This is a genomic window from Paenibacillus radicis (ex Xue et al. 2023), assembly GCF_024722015.1.
Taxonomy (GTDB): Bacteria; Bacillota; Bacilli; order Paenibacillales; family NBRC-103111; genus Paenibacillus_S.
The window spans coordinates 24,012-49,976 of sequence record NZ_JANQBD010000029.1 but is presented as its reverse complement, the minus strand read 5'-3'; the positions used below and the strand labels follow the sequence as shown (position 1 = coordinate 49,976).

General features: G+C 46.6%; 15 protein-coding genes. 3 read left to right on the top strand and 12 right to left on the bottom strand.

Annotation, left to right across the window (positions count from 1 at the left end; translation table 11 throughout):
- Positions 1-26: 26 nt before the first annotated feature.
- From NV381_RS30595 to NV381_RS30560, 8 genes are all read right to left on the bottom strand, one after another.
- Complete coding sequence (locus tag NV381_RS30595; RefSeq protein WP_258217112.1) at positions 27-2,501, bottom strand: response regulator; 2,475 nt, start codon at positions 2,499-2,501, stop codon at positions 27-29.
- Between the two features lie 174 nt (positions 2,502-2,675).
- The gene (locus NV381_RS30590) at positions 2,676-4,967 is read right to left on the bottom strand and encodes a chondroitinase-B domain-containing protein (RefSeq protein ID WP_258217111.1); all 2,292 of its coding nucleotides are present in this window, start codon (positions 4,965-4,967) and stop codon (positions 2,676-2,678) included.
- Positions 4,968-5,072: 105 nt separating this feature from the next.
- Complete coding sequence (locus NV381_RS30585) at positions 5,073-5,393, bottom strand: hypothetical protein (RefSeq protein ID WP_258217110.1); 321 nt, start codon at positions 5,391-5,393, stop codon at positions 5,073-5,075.
- A 421-nt stretch (positions 5,394-5,814) separates the two neighbouring features.
- Entirely contained in the window at positions 5,815-6,693 is an 879-nt protein-coding gene (locus tag NV381_RS30580; RefSeq protein WP_258217109.1) for a carbohydrate ABC transporter permease, read from the bottom strand.
- A gap of 16 nt (positions 6,694-6,709) precedes the next feature.
- Positions 6,710-7,666 (bottom strand): ABC transporter permease, encoded by a 957-nt coding sequence (locus NV381_RS30575; protein ID WP_419182317.1) that lies wholly within the window; start codon positions 7,664-7,666, stop codon positions 6,710-6,712.
- 104 nt (positions 7,667-7,770) lie between these two features.
- Entirely contained in the window at positions 7,771-9,393 is a 1,623-nt protein-coding gene (locus NV381_RS30570) for an extracellular solute-binding protein (RefSeq protein ID WP_258217108.1), read from the bottom strand.
- Positions 9,394-9,604: 211 nt separating this feature from the next.
- On the bottom strand, positions 9,605-11,920 hold the full coding sequence (locus tag NV381_RS30565) for a helix-turn-helix domain-containing protein (RefSeq protein WP_258217107.1): 2,316 nt from the start codon (positions 11,918-11,920) through the stop codon (positions 9,605-9,607).
- Between the two features lie 93 nt (positions 11,921-12,013).
- The gene (locus tag NV381_RS30560) at positions 12,014-17,272 is read right to left on the bottom strand and encodes an S-layer homology domain-containing protein (RefSeq protein WP_258217106.1); all 5,259 of its coding nucleotides are present in this window, start codon (positions 17,270-17,272) and stop codon (positions 12,014-12,016) included.
- A 283-nt stretch (positions 17,273-17,555) separates the two neighbouring features.
- Here NV381_RS30560 and NV381_RS30555 point away from each other — a divergent pair, with 283 nt between their 5' ends.
- Positions 17,556-17,942, top strand: coding sequence for a VOC family protein (locus NV381_RS30555; RefSeq protein ID WP_258217105.1), 387 nt, complete (start codon positions 17,556-17,558; stop codon positions 17,940-17,942).
- Between the two features lie 327 nt (positions 17,943-18,269).
- On the top strand, positions 18,270-20,891 hold the full coding sequence (locus NV381_RS30550; protein WP_258217104.1) for a CehA/McbA family metallohydrolase: 2,622 nt from the start codon (positions 18,270-18,272) through the stop codon (positions 20,889-20,891).
- 38 nt (positions 20,892-20,929) lie between these two features.
- On the opposite strand, the gene NV381_RS30545 is transcribed toward NV381_RS30550, so the two are convergent.
- On the bottom strand, positions 20,930-21,544 hold the full coding sequence (locus NV381_RS30545; RefSeq protein ID WP_258217103.1) for a histidine phosphatase family protein: 615 nt from the start codon (positions 21,542-21,544) through the stop codon (positions 20,930-20,932).
- Between the two features lie 511 nt (positions 21,545-22,055).
- Between NV381_RS30545 and NV381_RS30540 the strand changes: the two genes are divergently transcribed.
- The gene (locus NV381_RS30540; protein WP_258217102.1) at positions 22,056-22,631 is read left to right on the top strand and encodes a DoxX family membrane protein; all 576 of its coding nucleotides are present in this window, start codon (positions 22,056-22,058) and stop codon (positions 22,629-22,631) included.
- Positions 22,632-23,109: 478 nt separating this feature from the next.
- Here NV381_RS30540 and NV381_RS30535 read toward each other — a convergent pair whose 3' ends face one another.
- From NV381_RS30535 to NV381_RS30525, 3 genes are read right to left on the bottom strand one after another with little or no spacing between them, the layout of a single operon-like run.
- Positions 23,110-23,982, bottom strand: coding sequence for a MetQ/NlpA family ABC transporter substrate-binding protein (locus tag NV381_RS30535; protein WP_258217101.1), 873 nt, complete (start codon positions 23,980-23,982; stop codon positions 23,110-23,112).
- A 35-nt stretch (positions 23,983-24,017) separates the two neighbouring features.
- Positions 24,018-24,683, bottom strand: coding sequence for a methionine ABC transporter permease (locus tag NV381_RS30530; protein WP_258217100.1), 666 nt, complete (start codon positions 24,681-24,683; stop codon positions 24,018-24,020).
- Positions 24,676-25,695: a methionine ABC transporter ATP-binding protein gene (locus NV381_RS30525; RefSeq protein ID WP_258217099.1), complete on the bottom strand. Its 1,020-nt coding sequence runs from the start codon at positions 25,693-25,695 to the stop codon at positions 24,676-24,678. The genes NV381_RS30530 and NV381_RS30525 overlap by 8 nt, the downstream gene beginning before the upstream one ends.
- Positions 25,696-25,965: the final 270 nt, after the last annotated feature.

Below are 25,965 nucleotides of genomic sequence, written 5' to 3'. Positions count from 1 at the left end.
AATATAAGGGGATTACGAAAAGGCAATCAATTGGAGCGCATCCGTCTTGAAGCTTGTATAACCCGCTGAAGCATACTATAGAGCTGAGCCGGTTCAAAGGGTTTGGTTATATATTCGTCCATCCCGGCTTTGAGCACCTGCTCCTTAACTCCAGTCATAGCATCCGCAGTCATAGCTATGATAGGCGTGTCTTTAGCATATTCGAGCTTCCGTATTATTCCGGCAGCTTCGTAGCCGTCCATAACAGGCATCTGCAAATCCATCAGAATCGCATTATACCGCTTGCCTTCAACACATTTCACCGCTTCCTCCCCATTTACCGCTACATCAACCCGAACTCCCATCTCTTTGAGAATTTCCTTGGCCACCAGTTGGTTGATTTCATTATCTTCCACTAATAAAACGTCTGCATGACGAAGTAAAGCATATCTGTCTGCTTGATCATTGAAAGGCAGGTCTATAGCAACCTTGGAAATTATCTGAGGGCTAATGCCGAACCGTGCGGTAAAATAAAAACAGCTGCCTTGGCCAAGCTCGCTCTCAACGCCGATGGCCCCGCCCATAAGCTCCACCAGATTTTTGCTAATGACAAGACCAAGCCCCGTTCCTCCATACTTCCGCGTTGTGGACATATCGGCCTGAATAAATTCCTGGAATAGCTGCTTTTGCTGTTCCCAGGTTAAGCCTATCCCCGTATCACGAACCGTAAAACGAAGCGTTACGCCATCTTCATGATGTGAAACCCTGTCTATCAAAATCGATATTTGGCCGGCATCCGTGAACTTTAGCGCATTATTAGTTAAATTTAAGAGCACCTGATTTAATCGGAACGGATCGCCAATAAGCTTCTGTGGAACGTTACGATGTACAGCGGTATGTAGAACCAATCCTTTATCATAAGCTTGCAAGCTGATCATATCGGTTAACGTATGAAGCACTTCAAACAAATCGAATTCGATTTGCTCCATGACGATTTTTTGGGCCTCAATTTTGGAGAAATCAAGGATGTCATTAATAATCGTCAGCAAGCCTTGAGCCGATCGCATGGATTTGTCTACATATTCCTTTTGATGCTCCGATAAGTCCGTCTGCTGAAGCAAGTAGTTAAGACCAATGACGGCATTGATTGGTGTGCGTATTTCGTGGCTCATTTGAGCTAGAAACCGACTTTTCGCCCAATTAGACTCATCGGCCTCTTTGCGCTTTTTCAAATCCGTAATGTCGTGAAATGTGCAGGTAATGCTTATTATTTCTTGATTCCCATCCATTATTGGCGACAACGAGACCGTGTAAATATGCTCACTCCCACCGGGCAGCTTCAAGGTCATTTCAAACTGCTGGGACGCTTGCCGATGCACAGCCTGTTGAAAATATCGCTGCCATTCCCCTACCTCGTTTATGCTAATGAGATCCGTCAAAGGCATCCCTGTGGTTGGCTTGCTATGCAGTTGATAAGCATGAATTAATTTTTGGTTCACGGAGGTCACATTGCCATGTATATCAAAGCCAAGGATATAATCCTGTGAATTTTCCACCAATCTGCGATATCGTTCCTCGCTTGCTTGTATGATTTTATCGGCTGCCTTGTTTTCGGAAATATCTATAGCGTTGCCTATAACATAGCTGACTTCCTTATTAATAAAGACGGGATTTAATGTTACCAGGATGCTGTATGAATCCAATTCCGCTTCAAAAACAACTCTTTCGCCCTTCCATGCCCGACCATAATGCTTATTCAACATTGCCACAAACTCATCGGAAAAAGCCTCAATTTCCTCAACCGCTCGGCCTGTTAAAAGACTCGCCTTCGCCCCCAGCCGCTTTAACAATTCTCCTTCTATTAATCCGTATACGAATTTGCCATCCTCTCTCTTATGAAACTTAAAAGTAAATCCCGGCTGCAGGCAGAGCATATGAATCATTTCCCGTTCGAGCTGCTTGGCTGTCTGTTGGAATTGGTGGGTATGAAGCAAATAGCGAAGAAAAAGGGCAACCATTAAGGCACCGCATGACTGATAAAGGATATAAGGCCAGACTTTATCCAGAGAAGCTTGGGCAACATACCATAGGCTGAAATAATAAAAGTTAAGCAAAAACAAGGTGCCGGCAGTCCACTTCAGTCCATAGGATTTGATTTGGCTAAATAAAATCCCTGTTCCAAAGGCTGCTGCAAAGCCTATTCCAGCCTGGATGATATTGAGATTACCTTCTGTTACCAGCCGCCCGATGATGACAAATAAGTAGGTGATAATGCTGCTAACGGGTCCGCCGAAGAAGGAGGATAGAAGAAAGGCAATCCCTCTAAAGTTAAGAACGGTAGACTCACTAGTCTTGATACTAAAAAACAACAAAACGACGCCGAGTCCTCCATGAGCAGCGCCAACATATAACCGGTATAACCAATTAGGCTTCGCCTCATTCTTCATTCTGAAAAATAAGGGTGCTGCCAAAAATACAAATATGCTAATGATCGCAAAATTCAGTATCAGGTCCCGCAGCAATAGACTCACCATCCCCAAGAGATCGTCTTTCTATGAACCCTATCGCCAAGAACCCGCCGTGAATTCCTGCAAATAGTCACTAGACATATTCCTCAATCCGACAGAAAACTCCTTTAATCGTCGACTAAACATAAAAATCCGCACAATTGAGACTTGTGCGGATTCCATATTACTTTATGGCGCGCTTGGCCCAACCTCTGCCGCTGTCAGCGGATGGTTCGGAAAGCTTGTAGCTCCGGAGCGTTCATCTGCTCCGGCATCGTTGATGGAGCGTGTTTCTCCATCCATATCCTCCGATACAAAAGGGTAGCTGCCCTTGGCATAGTTTATTGCCGGACTCGTAGCGGACAGCTTTTGCAATCCGTTAATAGTTGTAAATGCCGGATCTGAACCCAGTATCTCAGAAGCGGTTCTCGATGAGTTGCTTTTCAGAGTACCGCCGCTGCCCATGTTTCCTTCAAATACGGTATTGGTAGACACGATTTCATTATAAAGAATACCGCTGGAATTCTTGATTATATTGTTAGCAATTCTGCTGTCCTGCGTAGCATAGGTCTTGCCGGAACCGACAATAATTCCTGTTGTGCTGTTTACAATCGTATTGTTGACGACTTGGGCACGATAAATTTTCCACTGTGCTCTCAAATCATCGGCAGACGGATTCGCGGGATACCCGCTGGAACCGCCGTCATAATTGCCGTTATCGAGAATAATGGCATCCTTGGTCAAATTCTCCATGTAGTTGTTGTATATCTTATGGTCATTCCCATATATCCGAATCCCTGCCTCTTCCGATTCTACGCCATCGCCAAGAAAGAAGTTCCCATAGAAGCTGTTGCTATGGCCATGTCTGGAGGTTAATCCTCCCTTTGAAGTTTTGAAGGTGTTATAACGGACTGTGTTATTGCTGCTTTTCACAGAAACGATTTCCGGTTCACCATCGGTATTCTCAAATAAATTATGCTGGATCGTGTTATACCCATTGGACAATGAGATTCCCGACAGCCCGAGGCGGATCGTTTCCTTCCCATTATCAACCCAAGGTCCAACATCATGGAAGTAGTTATATTCTATAATATCGTATTGAGAGATGTTCCCATTACCGTCTCCTTCGTAGGCAATGAGCGGGTTGGTATCGCTCTTGTTACCGAAGTCATTATGGTCGATCCGATTGTGATGACTATTAGCTCCGCTGACCTGAAGCCAAATAAGGGCTCCGCCAGTTGCAGGCAAAGCAAATTTATTTCGGGTAACCTGGATGTTATTGGATCCGTTTAAGAGGAGGGCATTGTTTCCTGTGTTGGTAAACTTCAATCCCTGAATAATAACGTAGGACGAGTTATTCACTTCGATGAAGGCGCCACCGGAAATAATCGCCTGTCCCTGATTTGCCGCTTTAATCGTGATAGGGCTGCCGGCCGTTCCGGCTTTGTTATTTATTTTAAAAGCCCCACTTTGTGTGTAGGTACCGTTCGCGAGTACGATTGTCGTACCGGCACTGGCACTGCTTATGGCTGAAGCCAATTGCGCAGAGGTAGAAACAGAAACCTCATTGCCTGGATTGGAATTGGTATCCGTGCCGTAAATCTCTACCTCGGTGTAGCTATTCCATGCGTTCAAGGAGTTGCTATGACCGACGATCCGCACATATCGAGCCGAGCTCACATCCGGAAAATCAAAGGTTTGCAGGCTCGTATTCAAGCTGCTGGTCACGTTAGTCTGCACAGTAGTAAAATTCACATTGTTCGTAGAGGTCAGGATATCGAAGGTGGACGTTCTCGTATCTCCGCTTACAAAGGCTATCTTGATGTAGGCCACCTTTTTATTGGAGCCGAGATCATACTGGATCCACTGGCCGTCGCCCGACGCCGACCAGCGGGTTGTTAAATTCCCGTCAACTGTATTGGCGGGCACGTTCCCATCATTGGAGCTAGCCGTAACGGAAGTCCCGGGGACTGGAAATTTTGCATCTGTGGTAATAGCTGTATCCCCATAAATCTCAACCTCGGTGTAGCTATTCCATGCGTTGAGGGAGTTGCCGTGACCGAGGATTCGTACATATCGAGCCGAGCTCACATCCGGGAAATCAAAGGTTTGCAGGCTCGTATTCAAGCTGCTGGTTACATTAGTCTGTACAGTCGTAAAGTTCACGTTGTCCGTAGAGGTCTGGATATCAAAAGTGGATGTCCTCGTATCTCCGCTTACAAAAGCTATCTTGATGTAGGCCACCTTTTTATTGGAGCCGAGATCATACTGAATCCATTGTCCGTTACCTGATGCGGACCAGCGGGTTGTTAAATTCCCATCGACTGTATTGGCGGGTACGTTTCCATCGTCAGCGCTGGCTGTTACACCAGACGCCGGGACTGTTAATTTCGCATCAACCGCAAATACGGGCAGCGGAAGCATCGAGAGAAGCAAACACACACATAAAACGAAAGCGAAAGCCTTTTTACGTAATATCATCCATGCACATCCTTTTCAGCATGATTTTATGAATTTACCGACATTCCCTTCGACACCGAGCTATTAAAGCGTTTTCAAACAATAGAGTGCGCACTCTGATTACATTTATAACGTAAAAGCTTTAATAAAGAAATCATCAAAAACTAAAGAATCATTACAATTTCCAAACTGAATAGCCCTAATTTTAAAAAATGCAGCTTTACACTCACCATCATAAGAAAAACGCCTTGCGGCGTCCTTGGTGTACGATTTACGTTTGTGCGTGGGGAGGGAATCGGGTATGGGATTCCGGCCGCTGTTGAAGTCGTGTTCCTTTGAATGGAAGGTTGCAGCGGGAGGAACACAAGCTTCAAAGGTAGGTTGCATACCCGAGCAGTCACCGAAGGTGACGACCAGGGCGGACGCTATCGCTCCTCCATCCCACACCCGTTCCCTCTTTGTTCTACTCTGTGCTTTGCGTTGCTTTCTTACTTCCTAACCGCTCTCCGCATCGAAGGGAAGGACAACAGCGGAAGTAATTGTTCCTTTATCAACTGGAAAGCTCAAAAAAACAGAGAGATTACGGAAAAGCTAGTTCCGTTATCTCTCTGTTTTTGTGCATAATGCATACATTTGCCCAAAATAACGGAATTCCCACTTCCGCTATCACCTTAAATTGGGGGAGGATAGATGGAATAACGGAAATCTCTGTTCCGTTCAAATCCTTCACGGCTAATAGCAGCTATGCCGCTATCCATATCCCCCCGCAGGCCTGCTATAGTCTCGACTGAACTTAAAGAACAGCTCCTTCAAATCAGTTATAAATTACGCTATCCAATTACGTCCGTTGTATAGTTCCCCTTGCTACTTATCCCTTGATCGCCCCTATGAGCGCGCCCTTGACGAAATACTTTTGCAAGAACGGGTATACAAGCAGAATCGGCACCGTTGCCACGATAATCGTCGCATATTTCAATGTAACCGAAAGCATTGCAGCATCCCCGTCAGCCGCACCCAAGTTTGAGCTTGCTTCTCCTTGAAGCAACACTTCACGCAAAATAAGCTGCAGCGGGTACATCGACCGATCCTGTAAAAAAATCATCGCATGGAACCATGAATTCCAATGACTGACACCATAATATAACAGCATTACCGCAATTACCGGCATGGAAAGTGGCAGGATGATCCTGAACAAAATCACAAAATCATTGGCCCCATCCATCTTGGCCGACTCCTCTAACGCATCGGGAATAGCCTCGAACGCCGTTTTCATGAGAATTAGATTAAACGTATTGATCGCTTGCGGAATAATAAGCGCCCACAGCGTATTGGCCAGCCCAACCCCTTTGACCGTCAAATAAAATGGGATCAGCCCTCCGCTGAAAAACATCGTGAAAATAATAAACAGCATAAGCTGCTTGCGATATTGCAAGCTTTTCCGAGATAGGGCATAGGCACCAAATGCTGTAAGCAAAATATTGAACAGCAGACCCACCACAACTACAAAAAGTGTATTGCCGTATCCCTTCAGGATCATCGGGTTGCGAAACACATTCGTATACGCGTCGAGCGATAGCCCCAGTGGCCGCCACAATATCCCTTTATGCGCCATCAGATTCCCGGCATCACTCACTGAAGCGAATGCCACATACAGCAGCGGATACAGGGTAACTACCATGAGCAAGGTCAAAAAAATCATATTGATAAGGTCAAAGCCTTTTTCTGCAAATGTTGGCCGGTTTAGCATCCAAGCTTTCTCCTTTCTACCACAGGCTCGTCTCGTTAAATTTTCGGCTTAACCAGTTGGAACATAGGAGCAGGATAAAATTAACCAAGGAGTTAAACAAACCTACAGCTGAGCTAAAGCTATAATTAAAATCCTGCAGCCCGACCCGGTACACATAAGAAGATACGACATCGGCCGTTTCATAAGTGCTTGGGTTGTAGAGCAAAATGATTTTTTCGAACCCGACATTCATCATTCGTCCAATTTCCAAGATGAGCAGAATGATGATCGTCGGCATCAGCCCTGGAACCGTAATATGCACCATCTGCTTCCAACGCCCTGCCCCGTCAATTCGAGCCGCTTCATACTGCTCCGGATCAATTCCTGTCAAAGCTGCCAAATAGATGATCGTTCCCCAGCCGATATGCTGCCAAATGCCCGAAGAAATATAAATGGTACGGAAAAGGCCAGGTTCAAGCAAAAATGTGGAGCGTTCCCCGCCAAAAAAGGAAATCAGGTCGTTAATAACGCCTTCACTGGCCGTAAAATCTTTGACCATACCACAGATAACTACTAATGAAATAAAATGCGGCATATAAGTGACGGTCTGTACCGTCCGTTTAAATAAGGAATGCCTCAATTCATTAAGCAGCAGCGCCAACAAAATTGGAGCCGGAAAACCAAACAATAGCTCGTAAAAGCTCATCAAAACGGTATTTTTTATCGTCCTCCAAAAGTAGGGACCTGTAAAAAACGTTTGAAAATGCTCAAACCCTACCCAATCGCTCCCCCAAATACCAAGCCGTGGGGAGAAATCCTTGAACGCAATAATGGCGCCATACATCGGTGCATAGTGAAAGATCACGTAATACAGCAGCACGGGAAGCAGCATGACATATAACAGCTTATTTTTTCGGATATCCATCAAGATTCCCAGCTTACTCCGTTTTTTTGCAATAAAGGGAATCATCGTCTCTTGATTGATTGTGTTCATTCCTTCTCCCTTTCCCATCCTGTAACAGCTTCTTGAAGGGAAACTATAGACGGCGCATCTGGCCCGCTCCTGCTAACGTTCCCCTTTGTAAGACGCTGATGTTTTTATCGCTTATTGTAACGATCGAGCGCATCCTGATAAATTTTGGTCACCTTATCGATGCCCATTTCCTTAATACGATTGGAATACTCATCGAACTTCTCGATTGGTTCCTTGCCCATCACAAACTTCACGAACATTTCTTCCTTATAGCTTGTGATCGCCGTGTTCAATTTGGCTATTTCTTTGCTCTCTTCGACAGTCGGCGTAATGAACAGCGGCAAGACATGCTTCACAGCGTCCGTTTCGCTCCACACTTTTACCGCTTCGTCTTGCTCCTTGAAGGTATTGAAGCTTTTGGCGCTGTTTCCTAGAAACGGACCGTTCGGCTTGGTATATTGGGATACCATTTGCTGGAGATTGAACTTTTCATTTTTAGTAATTTTGTCGGTGAATTGAGGAATGCCATTATTGATCGTATAGCTTTCGCCTTCAATACCAAAGTTGAACAGCATGCTGCCCTTTTCACTGAAAGCGTAATCCATCCATTTGACAGCCAGCTCGGCGTTCTTGGTGCCTCCTGTGACCGCTTTACTGACGGCCGGGTTGTATTTAAAGTCACGTTGTCCGATGAAAGCACGTTCGCCTTTTTTCAAAGTTGGGTAAGGAATTCCGACGAGCTGGAACTGCGGATTTTTCTTTTTCCCTGTTTCCATCCATCTGCCCATACCTCCGCTTAGAAGGCCAACCGTTGCACCCGAGCTATCGCTCATCATTTTGTTGTCGAGTGCTTTAGAATCGGTGTTCAGTGCGAAATCTTTATCGATCAGTCCTTCTGCATACCATTTTCTCAAAAGAGCCAAAGCATCCTTGAACTGCGGATCGATCGGGCCATACTTCACCTTCCCCTGGTCGTCAATATAAAACCGATTTGCGGTTTTGTAGGCGCCGATGAAAGCATCCTGAATGTTCAGTTCGTTGCTGTACTGGGCGGTAAATGGCGCGGTGGCACCCTTTTGTTCTTTAAATGCTTTCAACACGGTGTACCATTCATCAATCGTAGTAGGTACCCCAAGCTTCAATTCATCCAGCCAGTCCTTGCGAATCATCGGTCCCCGAAATACCAATCCGTTATCAGGGCGGATCATCGGAAATACATAATATTTACCGCTGTCCGTTTTGAGCATCTTATCCAATTCCTTATCCTGCTGCAGCAATTTCTTCAAGTTGGGCGCATTCTTGTCAATCAAATCATTGAGCGGAAGAATGACCTTATCGGCGATCGCCTTCTCCGGCCCCCCTGGATAAGAGGTGTTCCAGTTGTATTCGATTACATCCGGCAAATTATTCGATGCGATCAACAGGTTGAATTGCTCTTTGGATTGTCCGTCGGCGGGATGCGTATATTTGACCTTGACACCCGTTTCCTTTTCCAGTTGTTTACCAAAAGGCGATTCGCTCAAATTGGTGAAGAATGCAGCCAGGTTCGTATCCATCTGCTCCCAGGATGTTAGCGTTTCCTGAGTGCTGATCGGGTATTTCCCTGCCTCCGACACCGGTGCAGCCGGAGATTTGGGCGCGTCCTTAGCCCCCGTGTTCTCCTTGGAGCATGCTGCGAGCAAGCTTGTTGATGCCAGTACAATAGATAATGCTATACTGAATGATTTTTTGTTAGAATGGTTTCCCATGCCAATCCCCCTATTCAAGTTCGGAATTATGAATTGTACATCCTACGTGTTGTACACCCTAGCGCTATTATGGAACGGATATTACAATTTTAAAATCTTCAAAACCGGGAAAACGTCATTAAAATCTATACTTAGTGTTCTATAAAATCGATATTCGGTATGCAAAAACCGAAAAAGCCGCTCTAGGCGGCCTTTTCGAATAATCCATATATTATGTTATGCCTTTATATTTACCCGGAGTAATTCCTTCGAATTTTTTGAATATACGGTTAAAGGTATTAATGTCCGAATATCCAACCTTTTTGGAAATTTCTACAATGGAGTAGGTTTGCATGGAAAGAAGCTTTTTCGCTTCCTCAAGACGTTTCTTGTTAATGAAGTCCAGAAGGGCCTCACCCGTCTGAGCCTTAAACTGCTTCGATAAATAGGATGGGGTTAATCCGAACACCTCACCGATCATGCTAATGTTCAGGTTTTCCGAGCTGTAATGCTGCTTTACGTATTCTATCACCTGCTGACTTAGCTGGTTATGCTCCTGCCCGCGGTTCTCCTGAATGGATCGGCAAACTTGACTGAGCACCTCACTAATCTGCACTTTCATTTCTTTAATCGTTTCACAGCCAATTAACCGGTCTATCGGGTTCTCTCGCTGGGTGAACTCCCGTTTGTTGTTTATGCCGATTTCATCCATTGTTTTCAGCATCGTGCTAATCAAATCAAACATCAGACATTTGGCAAGCGGCGCGGAGAGCGATGCATCGGCCAAATTAATCTCAATGATTTCTTCAATCAGTGCATTGGATTTCTCATAATCGCCTGTCTTGACGAAATTAATCAGCTGCTGCTCCACCTGCAGCGGAAAATAATAGTTCGTAGATTCTTGAGCCGCTTCGGTATTTGGCAGGTCACCGTACCTGATAATTTCCCCGCTCCCCATAACCAGACGGTACTCCAGCGCTGCCAGCGTTTCCTGATACGCCAGGGAGATTCCGTACAGATCCTGATGAATGCCGCTGATCGCAACCGTTAAATGAACATGGAAATGGTCGAGCAAAAACGATCTCACCTGCACCGAAATTCGGTTCAGCTCCTCCGCTTCGGGTTCGGCACTGAAATTTATGATGCATACCTGCATGTCGTCCATTTCTGTTGTGAAAGCGCAATGCTGCTCGGTAGCCAGCTCTTCCACCACATTCATAATGATAAACTGCACAAGCTTCATTTTCTGAGGATCAACATACCCGTCAGACTCGAACTTGCCATAGTGATCAATATGGAACAACAGGACAGCAAAATGCGATGACACGAGCCGTATATCGTGGGCCGCGAGCGATTCATGAATGGGAACGTTCTGCTCTAATCGTCCCTTCAGCAATCCCTGCAGAAAATGAGAACGGATCGCATCGCGGTTCTGTTGCAATCTTTGGTCGATTTTTTCCTTTTCAGCAAATGTGTTGTTTAACGCTTCCTGCAAATAACCATATTCGTTTGACCCCTCGTCGAAGGAAATGCCTGATTTCAAAGACAAGCTGCGGATTAACAAGCTGATCGGATTATAGTTTTTCCTCAAAAATAAGAATGTAACAATCCCTCCGCTAAGAAGGCTCAGAAATAAGCTGACATAGATCAGCGTTTTTATATATTTCATTTTCTCATCAAACAGTTCGGCCGGAATCATCGATACGTATTTCCAACCCGTACTGCTGCTCGATGTGGTATAGGAAACAGCCAGCTTTTCTCCGGAAAATTGGTCGTAAAACATCCCTTTATTTCCCGATAATCTTTCGTAAGTCAGAAAATCGGGACTATGCTCGAAGCCGGTGGAAGCGATAAGACGATTTTCCTTGTCCAATACCGCGACAGCCGCTTTGTTAGCGGGCGTTATATTTTGCAGCAGCTTCGAATCTTTAATGACAAACAGGATGACTGCACCCGGAAGATCCAGATTATCCAAAATAATGGATTTTGCATACATGACCGCTTTAACTGATTTTCCGTCCTCGCGAATCGTTATGGGTGCGTATTCCTGAATATACCGCTTGTCGAAGAACGCCTTCCATTCCTCATAGCTCGTCTCTTCCTTCTCGCGTATCGTTTCATATAACGTATGGGTGTTGATGTGATCCCGTGTCGATATTACGGTATCGCTGTTTTTATAATAAATATAGATCTGCTCAATAAAATCGTTAGCTACTTTGTAAACCCGCAGGTTGTCCGCGATGCTGACCAATTCATAGTAGTCATTGTCCGTGAGAGGTTTAGCGGCGTTAATGAAGGCGGCCAGCCGTTTGCTGAGGGTCATTTCAACGCTTAAACGCTCGATACCTCCAAGGTTATTGTCTATTGCCTGTTCCATCTGCTGAAGAAGCGATTCGTTGGCGCGATTAACCTCCGATTCCACCACATGCCAGGTAGCAACATAAATAATCCCGCTGATCATTATAGGAACGAGGAGCACGGAGATATAAGAAATGAGCCAGGTGACGATCACGCTGCGTTTGTTAAAACCGATTCTTTTAAGACCCATACAAAATTACCCCTCAGGACCGTGTTGAAATTGTTGATAAAATAACAAGGCCGACCGTCCTTCCAGACAAGTCGGCCCCGTTATTTCGTTACGTTACCGCTCTATCATACGAATTAACACTATCACAGCTTCAGCTCTGGTTGCAAGATGGCTTGGTTCAAAGCGGTTATTCTCCCGCCCTTGCACAACGCCTAACGCCATCGCTTGTGATATAAAAGGCAGAGACCACTGAGGGATCTCATTGCCATCACTAAAGGCCGCCGCATTCGAAGTCCCCACATTTTGTTGGAACGCCCGCAAGAGCATGGTGACCATTTCCGCCCGATTTATCGGTCTGTTAGGACGCAATGTATGATCTTCATATCCCTGAATAATTCCAGCTTGAGTCGCTGCTGAAATTTCCCTCGAAGCCCATTCCGGAATTTCCGATTGGTCTGCGAATACTGCCGCCTGCTCCTTGGCTTTCAGCTTTAACGCACGTACAAGCATTGCGGCAAACTGCAGTCTTGTTATTGGTTCCTCCGGCTTAAAGCTGCCATCCGGGTATCCGGCCACGATGCCCCTTTCTATGGCTTTGGCAATCACATCCCCTGCCCAATGCGATTTAACGTCGGTCAATGACGGGGATTGTGATGTTGGGGCCGGATCCGGTGTCGATGCCGATGGGCTCACTGGTGTAGTGGCCGTTGACTCCGGTGATGCAGTCGGAGCCTGTGTTGACGGTGCAGCCGCTGATGATGAGCCGCCGTGTCTGCCACCGCCCACAATAACATCGGTATATACGCTCACGGCCGCTGTTGCAAAATGTCCTTTATAGGTGGCAACGACTACTGTCTCGCCTAGTGTTTTTCCCCGCAATACGCCGCGTTCATCCACTGTCGCTACAGCAGGGTTCGTTGTATAGACGCTTGCTCCTGTCAATGATTCTGTGTGGTCTTGAAACACCACGCTAAGGGCTGTCGCTTTGGTTTCGTCAACCTTCATTCGGTACGCAGCAGAATCGAATTGGATTTTGTCCAATTGGATTTCGCTTGGCGGAACTACTTTCTGACGGTGTACGACAATCGTATAGACTTTGTTCTTGCCAGAGGGATTCGCTACTTCAATCACAATAATGCTGCCATCTTGGGCAATTTCTAACGCTTGACTCTCTTGACCGCTTATAACCGTCTGACGATTCTTCCCATCTACGGATACAGTTATTTGTGAGCCTGTGCCATTCAATGCCTTCGGAACAATTGTCAGGCTACTAACATTAGACTGAATGGCTACCGTATAGTAGGCTTCATTAGTGCTAAACCCCGGGACAAGCTCGCTGTCAGACCGCAGCACCAGACTGCTCAAACCCGGATCGCCTTCTTGAACAGGGGGAGACTGGCCCGCATTAGGCCCGACATCCGTTACGGTTAGAGCTCTTCTGGTTGGTGCAACTCCAGGCATGTATTCATCTGCCCCTGCATCGGGGGTATTATAACGGATTTGTCCATCCATATCGTCCAAAGTAATGTAAGGAGCCTTGGAAGCATCAATAGCAGGGCTCTGGGCTGACAATCGGATCATCCCGTCGGCGCTTCGAACTAGCTTAAGCTCCTTCTTTTCAAAACCGCCGTTGATGTTTCTAGTGATATTGGTCAAATTAGCCGTTCCTTCTACGAGGTTCCCCGCATAAACCGCACGCTCGCTTGCCTGGACGTTCTGTGCGGCACTAATTTCATTAAACACCGTTCCCGCATTACTGAATACTACATTGTTGTATACTTGGGTTGCCACCGGTTGATAGTTTCTACCGCCAAAAGAGAAAGCAGCCGCTTTATTACCGACATTAACTATCGTATTATTATAGACTTGAACATTATACTGCCGCCAATGTCCACGAAGGATTTCAACCCTTAACGGATTATCAATAGCAAGACTTCCAAGCGAAACGGTTTGTTCAGAAGTACCCGAACCGCCCCATTTAACCGTTGGACTGCTCCCACCGTCAGGACCTCCGTCATGAGTGCCCCCATCAAGCTCGATCACTTTATCCGTTAGGCCTTCCATGTAATTGTTATAAATTTTATGCTCGTTACCGTAAATACGGAAACCGCCCATTCCGGCTTTTTTCCCGTCTCCAATAATGAAATTTCCATAAAAGCTGTTGCGGTGTCCATGACGTGCTACAATGCCGCCATAAGAATTGCGAATCGTATTATAACGAATAATGTTATCGCTGCTTTTGACTGAAATAATCTCATCTTCAGCATTCAGTCCATCAAATAAATTATTTTGGATCGTCACATGACCCGAAGCAAGCGATAAACCGGATAATCCCAGTCGTATAGCTTCCAATCCATTAGAAACTCGCGGGCCTATGTCGTGGAAATAGTTATACTCAATCAGATCGTATTCCGATACATTTTTTCCCGCTTCTCCGTCGTATATGACTACTGCACCGAAGCCCTTCTTGGGACCAATATCATTGTAAGCAATCCGATTATGGCTGCTTACTCCTTCAACCCGTATATAATGACGATTGGTTCCGTTGTCAGTCATCAGGGTCGAATTGGTATGAGGAGTATCCCCCATGTACACGGCTCCACCAGAACTATAAGTGTCACCCGTTCCATATCGGCAGCTGCCCTCAACCGCGGTTAAACACCAGACCTTACCACTAGCAGAGTCGAACCTGAACGGCTGTCCCGTCTCATCCAGTGCGAATGTATTACGAAGGATCGATACATTGCTTGAGCTTCTGAGCTCCAAGCCTGGATGTACCTCCTTCATTATGGATCCCTCCAGCCCTCTGTCCTTCAGAGTCCGGTCTGCATTCTCTTCCGCCGTACCAATCCCATTGCGGAATACAAGCCCCGATACCTCAATATACTGTGAATTTTCAATGTGCATATAGCTGTTTCCGGTAATGACGGCCTTCCCCTTCTCGGCAGCTGTGATCCGGATCGGAAGCGCGACGGTACCAGTCTTATCTTTAACAACAAACGGGCCATTCTGTTCATAGTTCCCATTTTGAAGCTCAATATTCGTCCCTTGCACAGCCTGATCCAAAGCATTCTGCAATTGCTCCGCTGAGCTTACCTTCACTTTCGTCAGTTCCGGTGTCGGTACTTCGGGGTTCTCCCCGGCCTCCGGAGGTCCGCTTGGGTCCTTAGGCTCTTCGATTATTGGAGCTGTACCCGTGTAGACCCCAACTTCCATTATACTGTTCCAGTTGCCAGAGCTTCCGCTTGCACTATTGCCATACCCGACAAGCCGCAAATAACGCGCATTGGATGGGTTTGTCAGAACATAGCTCTGCATCACACTATCCGTAGCCTTGAGACTTCGACTATTCCTTTTAGGCAATAAGATCGTGCTGGTTGTAAACTCTGGATCGTTCGAACCCAATATTTCAAAACTGGATGACCGATCTCTTGCGTTTAAAAATGCGATATCCAAGTAAGTGGCCTTCTCAGACTGTCCCAAATCGAATTGCAACCATTGTCCTTGTCCCGAAGCCGACCAGCGGCTATCTTGGCTTGCCGTATCCTCACCCCAAACACCATCCACCACATTGGCCGGGATATAATTCGTATTCGGTTGATAAGAACTGGCTGTTACTGATCCTGCGTTAAGCCCAATCTTTCCTTTCTCTCCCTTAGACAGTTTTCGGATAATATCTATCTGGTACGAATTATCCGCACTACCGCTAGATAAATTAACTTTCAATTTATTAACGCCCGGAACCAAAGAGATATGTCCAGGATCCAGTATGGGTACTGGAATGTTTCCGGTAATATAATTACTCAAAGTCATCGATGTGACAGCTCCGCTAGTCGCTGCCGCCTCCACACGGACGCTCCCTGTATCCTGCGAAACAATCGCCTCATACCCTTTAGTCTTGCTTGGCGCAAATGCCTCATTTAATGATACAGGAGTTGCTCCATCCCACACCTCAAAACTATTCAAAAGAACCAGTGGCAGTTTCTCGGCAAATGTGAAATAAGAGCCGTTTTCAAGTGTTACATCAGCGGCATAATACTCCACCCCTTGAATGGTCTTCAAAGATAGCGGATATGCGGCTTCATTCCCGAAACTGCTGCCGCTGCTTGTCAGAAGCACTCCTCCAAGAGGAATTACGCTTTTGGGAATCGCTATTTGCACGGCACCCACATTGCCTGTATTTTGCGCCTTCCAGCTTCGAGTCAACCGCTTGTACTCCGCCCCATAAGGCAACGAGCCTGTACTTCCATTATCACCCCACAGCAAGTACTGCTTATCTAATAACGGCTGTTTGGCGCTGATTACCACTTGGTCTGTTGGAATATCTGCACTCCGGCTCTGCTGCTGATCCAGTGCCCCCAACAGATCCTTTCCAATCCCTGCTATACTGCTACGATAATCAGCATTAGCCGCGGCATTCCAAACAACCTGCGGAGAAGAACCTGCGGACAAATAATCACCTTCCTGCAGGCCAATACCGAACTTGATGGCCAGATAGGTTTCCACTTGGCGCTTCTGCGTCGCTGTCAGCCGGTCGGTGAATAGGATGAACTCCCCGATATTGCCGTTATAGCCTGAGCCTCCACCTGCAGCCGCGCCTAAAGACATGGCGCCGTTTGCTTTTCCAACGAAGGGAAGACGAGCCTGTTTGGATTGACCTTCGGACTTACCGTCACGAGTAACAGACTGATAGACGTCTGTCCCGACTGTCATCGGACTCGCATCAAAATGCAATCCCCACAGGTTATATTTAGACGGATTAACTTGATTCGTGACCGTCATACGAGGAGTTCCCGTTCCAGACGTTAATGCTCCAGAATCCCATAGGACGGACCCTACCCCAGGTGTCGCTGCATTAGTATAGGGAATATGGGCAACAAGACTGCCTGTTGCTAGCTCCTGATTGAATATCATGGAGTTATCAATCGACGGAACGCCCCCGGTAACAGCGAACACACTTGTTTGGCTAATGGATTTGCCCACTCCAAATAAGCCGTTAATATCCTGCAAAATGCTTCCGCTGCTGCTTCTGGAAAATCCAACGGACGGTTGAAAATTCAATCCGCTATTTGCCGGCTGGTATTTCGGTTTCGGACGGGAACTGATTGCAGCAATCGAACCGTCATTAACAAAATGGTTTCCATTCGGACTGCTGTCCCGCCACACCGTGACATTACTCGTTGCGTTAAGCGTCACATTCTCCGGATCTGCTTTCAGCCACAATCTAAGTGCACCAGCATCCACTCCGCCCGGTGTCCCTGAAACAGCATCAGCGGCCGAGGGGCTCGCCGGTAACCATACACTTCCCATAATCAATGTAAATACCAGAATGATTTGAATCGTCCGAAACCTTACATTCCTGCTTCTACCCATCTTATTCAACCCTTCTCCACCTCTTTCTCATATAAAGCGTTTTCAAATGCAATCAAGCATGTGCTCCTATAACCCTTTATATAGAAAAGCTTCGATAAAATATATCAACAAAAGATGAAACCAACATTGAAATTACTTACTATACATCTGCAATTTCTAAAGTGGATCATCAAATTTTAGAATGCTGCTCTCCAAATCCAGTACAGGAATAAGCGCAAAATATCGTCTATAGTGTGAATATAATTGTATAATTGTTAACTACCGCGAAAAGAGGTGCCAGTTCATGCAGATAGACCGCATCGACCATCTTGTTCTCACCGTAAAAAATATAGAAGCTACCTGTGAATTCTATTCGGAGGTTCTAGGAATGGAAATCGTGGCATTCGGAGGCGGTCGCAAAGCACTGCAATTTGGAATGCAAAAACTAAATTTGCATGAATACGGCAATGAATTTGAACCAAAAGCGAGTAACCCAACTCCAGGTTCAATCGATTTGTGCTTCATCACACAACTGCCATTGGACGATGTCATGGCTCATTTGCATAAGCACCATGTGGCTATCGAGGAGGGTCCTGTTGCCAGAACCGGAGCGATGGGGCCTATTCGATCGGTTTATTTCCGCGATCCGGACTTAAACTTGATTGAGATTTCCAACTATGTGAGCATCTAAATGTGAGAAAACCGTACAGAAAGATTCACCGTACGGTCTACTCAGAGGCTTGGGCCGTTCCCCACAAGTAAGCGGCAGTGGTTATTTCTGGGGGGGGTGTCCCACATCCATGCAACTCCCGGCGCGCGCCCTGGATTCGCACGCGTTGCGGAGCTGCGCTTTACGTGACTTGAACAATTAGCAATACTTAGCGAGTGCGGTGCACAACCAACCTGCCAATTGGGCAGGGACTAATGAAGCTGTTCCTAGGCTTTTTAAAAGAAATGAATTTACTTAATCATTAAATTAAAATATGATGTATTTATACTTTAATTTTGGAGGGATTCTATGTACACTGGACCTTCTAGTGGAGACAACCGATTTGCTCCCATCGACCTATCAGCGGCCTATAACCGAATCATTGCAAAACTGGATACACAGGATGGCTCCGACCGGCTGGTAGCTAACAAACATTTGCTGCTAACCGGCAATCACGAGCTGTGGGGGCTCCCTTTTGTTTTTGGCCCCAACGATGGAAACGCTAACATTATAGTATTAAAAGAGGGGCCTGTTACTATTAACTTCCCTCAGCCTCTGCACGACCGCCAGCTTGTTTTCGTTCATGCGGCCGACTTCAAAGTGAACAGCGCAGCAGAGGACGGGATTATTCGACCTATGCCGGGAACCCCGCGATTGGGCGAAACCGTATGTGAATATAAGCTGCATTATGACGATAATACCACCGCTACATTCCCAATCCGCAGGCGCTATCAAATCAGCGAGTTTCAGGTAAAATGGGGGGAAAACAGCTTCGAGGCCGTTAAGCATATCAAACCGCGGACTATGCAAGCCAATAGCGATATCCCCCGTGGCATATCCCCTTCGATTCCATGGGGACAAAGTCAGCTTCGCACCACATTCCAGGGATTCGGCGCTGTGATGCACCATTGGCTGTACGCTCTCAACAATCCGCATCCAGAGAAAAACCTGGTTGGATTGACCATGCAGCCTATCGATGGAACTGCACTCATATTCGGTATTACACGATCGGATCTGTCCAGCAACCCATTTAACTGGGAGCCCCGTAAAAAAGTGAGATATCAATCCGAGAGTGAAAAACCGGCATTAAATCCTTATGGGGACAATCCGAATATCCGCATCGATTTGGGTGAAGTGATCTCCGTATCACCTGCGCTTCACTACAATCATGCGACATGGCTCGATAATGCCAATCCTTCGCTGCCACATCCAGCACGAAATGAATGGATCATCGAATACACCGCCCATCCAGAAGCTCGCTTGATCCTTGAGGACGGTCCTGTACGCGCTATTGAGCTGCACGAGCTGGAGGCACTGCCGGAATTTGAGTCGCTGGAGCCTGCCACCCGCAGGGTCACCCTGCGGATCGTAGACTTGAAAAGCGGCAGTACTGTAGCCGCCAAACTTCACGTACACGGGGAGTCCGGCGAATATATAGCTCCCATCAACGGCCACCGTTTGCCCAATCCGCATTGGTTTGAAGATTACGGCGCCGAACATGTGCAGGGCCACCACTTCAGTGCATACGTCCCGGGAGCTGCCGAATTCAAGCTGCCGCTCGGCGATATTTATGTAGAGGTTACGAAAGGATTCGAAACCCGTCCGGTCCGCCGACGCTTCACCGTGACGGATACCACCGATACAATCGAAATCGGACTGGATCGCGTATTGCCCTGGAGGCAGCGCGGTTGGGTTACTGCCGATACGCATGTTCATTTCCTGTCTCCCCTGACAGCGCTTCTGGAAGGCGAAGCGGAAGATGTCAACGTCATCAACTTGCTGACCAGTCAATGGGGAGAAATGTTCAGCAATCTTGGCGATTTTGACGGCAAAACGACAATAGGAAGCACCGAAAACGGAGGCAACGGAGAGTATTTGGTTCGAGTGGGGACCGAGAATCGCCAGCATATTCTAGGTCATATTTCTTTGCTCGGCTATGAGGGCAGCATGATACTGCCGCTCTGTACAGGCGGCCCGGATGAATCGCCGCTCGGTGATGCTCTGGAGGCCACTGTGACACAGTGGGCCCGGCAATGCCGTGAGCAAAACGGCTTAGCCGTGCTGCCTCATCTGCCGAATCCACGTGCAGAAGGAGCCGCCGCCATTGTTCTTGGAGAGATCGATGCCGTAGAGATGTGTTCCTTCGAGAACAAAGGGATCGATCCCTATTCGCTCTCAGACTGGTACCGTTACTTGAATTGCGGCTACCATGCGCCTGCGGTTGGTGGAACAGACAAGATGTCCCAGTCGACTGCAGTCGGGACGATCCGCACTTATGCTTTAATTAAGGATGCCCCTTTCACTTATGAAGCGTGGATGAAAGCAGTACGTCAAGGTGTTACGTTCGCTACCTACGGTCCGCTGCTCGAGTTTAGGATCAACGGATATGAGATGGGCTCCATGATCCAGCTGACCGATTCAGGTGGAATGCTTGACGTGGTTTGGGAAGTTTCTTCAGTTACCGTTCCTGTAACCAGGATTGAACTGGTCTGTAACGGCGAGCTGAAGGAAGTACATGCTGTCGATCCCAAAAAAGGATCCTATGCGGGACATTGGTCGGTTCCTGTCAAGCAAAGCTGCTGGATCGCACTGCGTATAAGGGGGATGGATGCTGAGCACGGGGAAATCATCGCAGCCCATTCCAGTGCTGCGACTATTATCGTGGGTGGAAAAAAATGCTTTGATGCAAACGATGCCGTTACCATTCTGGAGCAGATCGAAGGCTCTACCGCTTATGTCAAGTCTCTGGCAACGAAAGCGGATGATCGAACCTTCAAGCATTTGCTCATGACGCTCACTTCCGCTCACCGTGCACTGCACAACCGAATGCATCAGCATGGTGTCATGCATCTTCACACACCGGCAGATGACCATCACCGGGAGCATCCCGGCCATGGTCATGATCACGGCGGCCATAGCCATCGCCACTAACTCATAGGCTTATGGCAATGGCCAGGCAGAGTGCCGGGTTATTCCTCCCGGGCACTCAATATGCCCTCAGTTGGCCCGATGAAACGAACCTTGGTCCGTTCTTCGGTCACACTTACCCAATAAATGCTGCCGTTGCTTTGCTCAAAATATACCGGGCTGTCATGGGGCAGCCCGAGTATGGCAAGCAGCAGATGGTGGTTAAATCCACCATGGGCAAACAATGCCACGCGCTGGCCCATGAAACGCTCCAATAGCTCCTGCCATATGTCTGAGGCTCTCGCATGGCCTTTTTGAGAATTCTCATCGCCACTGCAATACCAGCCTTCCGCCTCTACATCATCGCGAAACTGTGTTTCCGGGTACAGCCGGTTCAACTCCGCCGCCGTAGGTCCCCGGTATACTCCTTTGTTTCTTACTTCGAACGTGTTTTTCCATATCTGGATCGGCAGCTTCAATGCTCTTGCCAGCGGTTGTGCCGTTTCGATCGCCCTGACCAAGGGACTGCTAATAAGCTGGTCAAATTTCCGGTCGGCCAAACATCCGGCCACTCTGGCAGCCTGGATGATGCCAAGCTCCGTCAATTCCCCATCCGGCACATCATGCGGTACGGTGTTTCCTATTGATTGGCCGTGTCGTATAATAAACAATTCCATTTCAGATCACTCCCGTTTATGAATTTACCTAGCCAAACAAGAACGTTACTTGATCCCTGAAAAGACGATACCCTGAATAAACACTTTTTGTTGCCATTCAGCTCCATATTGGGTTTTGAAGGATTGCTAACCAATCATGATCGTATACTGCGACTCCTCCGACAAGTAAATTAATGACCCTTGAAGTCAGCCCAGCTGTGCATAAATTGAAATAAAGCTATCGTAAGCAGTGCCAGCTTCGTTAACGGAGCATGAACGAATATTTGAGTCTATATTATTTTATTCATTAAGTTAATTATACTTGAATACTATTCTGTTGTATACGTTTTCATTTTTGCATTTTACATTAGTTCAGCTAGCTCTGAACTCCGGTGTTTCTAATATCACAACGGTATCCTATTTTGTTCCGGTGTGATTTGTATCACATCCAATTAAATGGACTCCAGCTACAATAGCCTTATCCGATATATTCCATTGTTGCTATGTTTTATATTATAAGGAGGCTCATGCGATGCAAATTGAAAAATTAAATCACCAGATCATTCCTGAAAACCCCGTTTCCAAGTTTTTATTCAACAGCACCCAAGCGGGCTGGATATGGCTAATCGTTCGTCTATATGTCGGTTATGCCTGGGTTACTTCCGGTTGGAAGAAGGTAACGAGCGATGCATGGACAGGCGACAAAGCGGGCACCGCTCTCCAAAGCTTCATAAAGGGTGCACTCGCTAAAGCAGAGGCTGGCAAAGATGTTACAGACTGGTATGCGGGCTTCCTTGAAAGTGTGGTGCTTCCTAATGCCAAGGTATTCGGATTTATGGTTGCTTTTGGCGAATTACTGGTTGGGCTTGGGCTCATCTTAGGACTACTAACTGGAATTGCCGCTTTCTTCGGCGGATTTATGAATGCCAGCTTTTTGTTTGCAGGAACCTTAAGTACAAATCCGATCCTGTTCATCCTCGCTACTTGGCTTGTGCTTGCATGGAAAAATGCCGGCTGGTATGGTTTGGACAGATGGGCGCTGCCTATTCTCGGGACCCCTTGGGGGCGAAAATCTCCGACGGATGATATAAAAACCAAACAGTTTTAATGGAAGAGGGGCTTCTGATCGAAGTTTATCAGGAAAATGTCCCGTTAGTTACACCGTTGAATGGCATATTGGACCCTTTAACTGGAAATTCTCAAGCTAATTTCACCTATTTGGTCAAATATGCCAAGTACCAGATGGATTAGAGGGAGGTTTTCCAGTTAGATGGATTCCTAGCGATATCCAAGACAGATTAGCGGGAGAATTTCCATCTATCCTATTTATTCCACCTGTAGTCTTAAATTCCAGCCTCTCAGGAATAAGGCAGACTCCCCCGATAAGGGGCTGTACTTCCTCTTCTACCTCCCTCGCCGTTTCGGTGGTACTCAGCCCTGGAGATAGCACACATAAACGGCTATCCTCTACGAGTAGCCCTCACCTTCATGAGTGGAGCCCATATATGTGCAAAAGAACCTTCAGCACTCCAACTATAACAGTTGGAACTGAAGGTTCTTTTCTATCGCAACTTAATCCGAAAGGATTATTTAGCTGCTTTCATCCATTCCGGTTTAGAGAAACCTTTGAACTGCTCGTCAATAATTTTTTCGAACTCTTTGGATTGAACGGTTTCTTTCAAATCCTTACCAAGCTGAGCATCCACATCTTTCGTGTTTACAACCAGCACGTTGCGGTAATTTTCTGCCATGTTCTCCAGCTTCAAAGCGGAGGTTAAATCCATCTTAGCAGCAAGAGCGAAGTTTCCTGGCACTAAAGCCAGATCAGAGCTGTCCACTGTTCTTGGAAGCTGAGCGGCCTCAAGTGGTTTAATATTAAGCTTCTTCGGATTTTCGTCAATATCTTTCTCAGATGCTTTAGCCGGATCAATATCCTTTTTAATTTTTACAAGACCGATATCCTGAAGCAGAACTAATGAACGAGCCAGGTTAGACGGATCATTCGAAATCGTTAAAGTGCTGCCTTCTTTGATCTCATCCAAGGATTTGAATTTTTTGGAATACAAGCCCATTGGCGCTGTCGGTACGCTGATAACTTCCTTTAGATCCAGGCTGTTGTCTGCAGCGAATTTCTTCAAATAAAGTACATGCTGGAACAGGTTAGCATTCAAGGAGCCGTTCGCAAGCGCTTTGTTAGGCTGAACGTAATCGTTGAACTCAACAACTTCGATAGTATAGCCTTTCTTCTCCATGATCGGCTTAACAGCTTTAGTTATCATATCGCTATAAGGACCTGCGGTTGCACCGATTTTCAACGCTTTTTTAGGCTCTTCTTTCGTTGGCGCCGTATTTCCTGCAGCGTTATTCGTTGTACCTGCTCCTGATTTGGTGCCGCATCCGGCTACAAATAATGAAAAGGCCAGTGTCAAAGCCATAATAATAAAAATGTTCTTTCTCATGATTTCAGACTCCCTCTTGATGTGTTTTTATTTGATCAACGTTTATCCACTTTACGCGCAGCCCAATCACCAAGAAGCTGGATGATTTGGACTAGAACGATCAGTAAAATAACCGTTGTAAATAATACTTGATTGTCATAACGGTAATACCCAAAACGGATAGCTAAATCGCCAATGCCCCCACCGCCAACCGTACCGGCCATAGCCGAGAAGCCCAGCAAGCTGACAGCTGTAATCGTCAACCCGGAGATGATACCAGACTTGGCTTCAGGCAGCAGCACCTCGCGGATAATCAGCCATGGCTTAGCTCCCGCAGCGACTGCCGCTTCTATGACACCCTTGCTGACTTCCCTCAAGGAAGCTTCTACAAGCCGCGCGTAGAAAGGAATTGCGGCCACGGATAACGGCACCGCCGCGGCAGATGGACCGATGGTCGTTCCGAGAATCCATTGAGTGAACGGCAGCAGCAGTACCAATAAGATAAGGAACGGAATCGACCGGATTATGTTCGACAACACGCCTAACACCATGTTAACGAATCTATTTTCCGCAAATAAGCCCCTGTCGCTGATGAACAGCAATATTCCCAGAGGAATACCTATCACAATCGCCAGAATGAGCGACACACCGCACATGTATAAGGTTTCATAGAACGCCTTAAGCATGTCCGGAAGCAATTTAATCAAAGCATTGTCACTCATTGGTTACGATCTCCTCCACACCGCAGGACTGGTCCACTAGAAACTTCAGCGCGTGCTCAATCTCTTGGATACTGCCCGTGACTTCCATAATAAACATCCCAAGGGGCTTGTCCCCGATATAATCGATTTTGCCATGGATGATGTTGGCCTTCACAGGAATAGCTTTAAGCATTTCATAAATAATAGCCTGTTCTGCTGCCTCATTCTTGAACAATATCTTCACAATTTTGCCGTTCGGATCCCGTTTATCCCACAGCTTCTGGGGCAGCTTGAACTCCAGCGAGTTCTGAACAAATTCTTTGGTAAGCGGCTGCACCGGATTAGCAAAAATATCGTAAACCGATCCCTCTTCGATGATTCTTCCGTTATTCATGATAGCAACGTGATGGCATAAGTCCTTCACAACATCCATCTCATGAGTAATGAGGACAATGGTTAACCCTAGCGTTTGGTTGATCTCCCGAAGCAGCGTCAGTATCGATTGCGTTGTCATTGGATCGAGTGCAGAGGTCGGTTCATCACAGAGCAGTACCCGCGGATCATTCGCCAATGCCCGTGCAATCCCGACCCTCTGCTTCTGACCTCCACTCAGCTGAGCGGGGTAATTGTCAGCTTTGTCCGATAGCCCAACGAGTTGCAGCAGCTCTTGAACCCTCTTACCAATGACGGAGGCCGGCTTACCGGCCGCTTTCAATGCAAAGGCTACATTATCGAACACGGTCTTGCTGCTGATAAGATGGAAATGCTGAAAAATCATCCCGATCTTCTGCCTCGCGAGCCTAAGATCACCCGTGGAAAGAGACATCAAATTCACACCATCCACCAGCACCTCGCCGGAAGTAGGCCTCTCAAGCAAATTGATACAACGGAGCACCGAGCTCTTGCCCGCTCCACTGTACCCAACGATACCGTAAATTTCTCCTTTACGGACCGTCAAATTCACATTATCAACACCTATAACCGTTCCTTTTTTCGTTCTGTACTCTTTATGTAAATGTTTCAGGTTGATCATGCATGTCCCTCCAAGATGATAAAAACGCCTTTTCCATTAGAAAAGGCATCACCTTCGTAGCTTACTTATTGTTTATACAGAGAACTATATAATTACATATATCCCAGTCAGAAGCTTTAGTAATTGCAATAAATTCCAATTAATGGTTATCTAAACAAGAAAAATTCAAGCATTGAAGTACTGACAACACAACAAATCGTACTATTATAGTCGGTTATTGTCAATGCAGCAAATGTATCCATTTATTGAACAATGGTAATTTTATGTATC

Coding starts and splice junctions, on each gene's coding strand:
- NV381_RS30590 (WP_258217111.1), bottom strand. CDS start 4,967: ATGATATTACGTAAAAAGGCTTTCGCTTTCGTTTTATGTGTGTGTTTG.
- NV381_RS30580 (WP_258217109.1), bottom strand. CDS start 6,693: ATGCTAAACCGGCCAACATTTGCAGAAAAAGGCTTTGACCTTATCAAT.
- NV381_RS30575 (WP_419182317.1), bottom strand. CDS start 7,666: ATGAACACAATCAATCAAGAGACGATGATTCCCTTTATTGCAAAAAAA.
- NV381_RS30570 (WP_258217108.1), bottom strand. CDS start 9,393: ATGGGAAACCATTCTAACAAAAAATCATTCAGTATAGCATTATCTATT.
- NV381_RS30565 (WP_258217107.1), bottom strand. CDS start 11,920: ATGGGTCTTAAAAGAATCGGTTTTAACAAACGCAGCGTGATCGTCACC.
- NV381_RS30560 (WP_258217106.1), bottom strand. CDS start 17,272: ATGGGTAGAAGCAGGAATGTAAGGTTTCGGACGATTCAAATCATTCTG.
- NV381_RS30555 (WP_258217105.1), top strand. CDS start 17,556: ATGCAGATAGACCGCATCGACCATCTTGTTCTCACCGTAAAAAATATA.
- NV381_RS30550 (WP_258217104.1), top strand. CDS start 18,270: ATGTACACTGGACCTTCTAGTGGAGACAACCGATTTGCTCCCATCGAC.
- NV381_RS30545 (WP_258217103.1), bottom strand. CDS start 21,544: ATGGAATTGTTTATTATACGACACGGCCAATCAATAGGAAACACCGTA.
- NV381_RS30540 (WP_258217102.1), top strand. CDS start 22,056: ATGCAAATTGAAAAATTAAATCACCAGATCATTCCTGAAAACCCCGTT.
- NV381_RS30535 (WP_258217101.1), bottom strand. CDS start 23,982: ATGAGAAAGAACATTTTTATTATTATGGCTTTGACACTGGCCTTTTCA.
- NV381_RS30530 (WP_258217100.1), bottom strand. CDS start 24,683: ATGAGTGACAATGCTTTGATTAAATTGCTTCCGGACATGCTTAAGGCG.
- NV381_RS30525 (WP_258217099.1), bottom strand. CDS start 25,695: ATGATCAACCTGAAACATTTACATAAAGAGTACAGAACGAAAAAAGGA.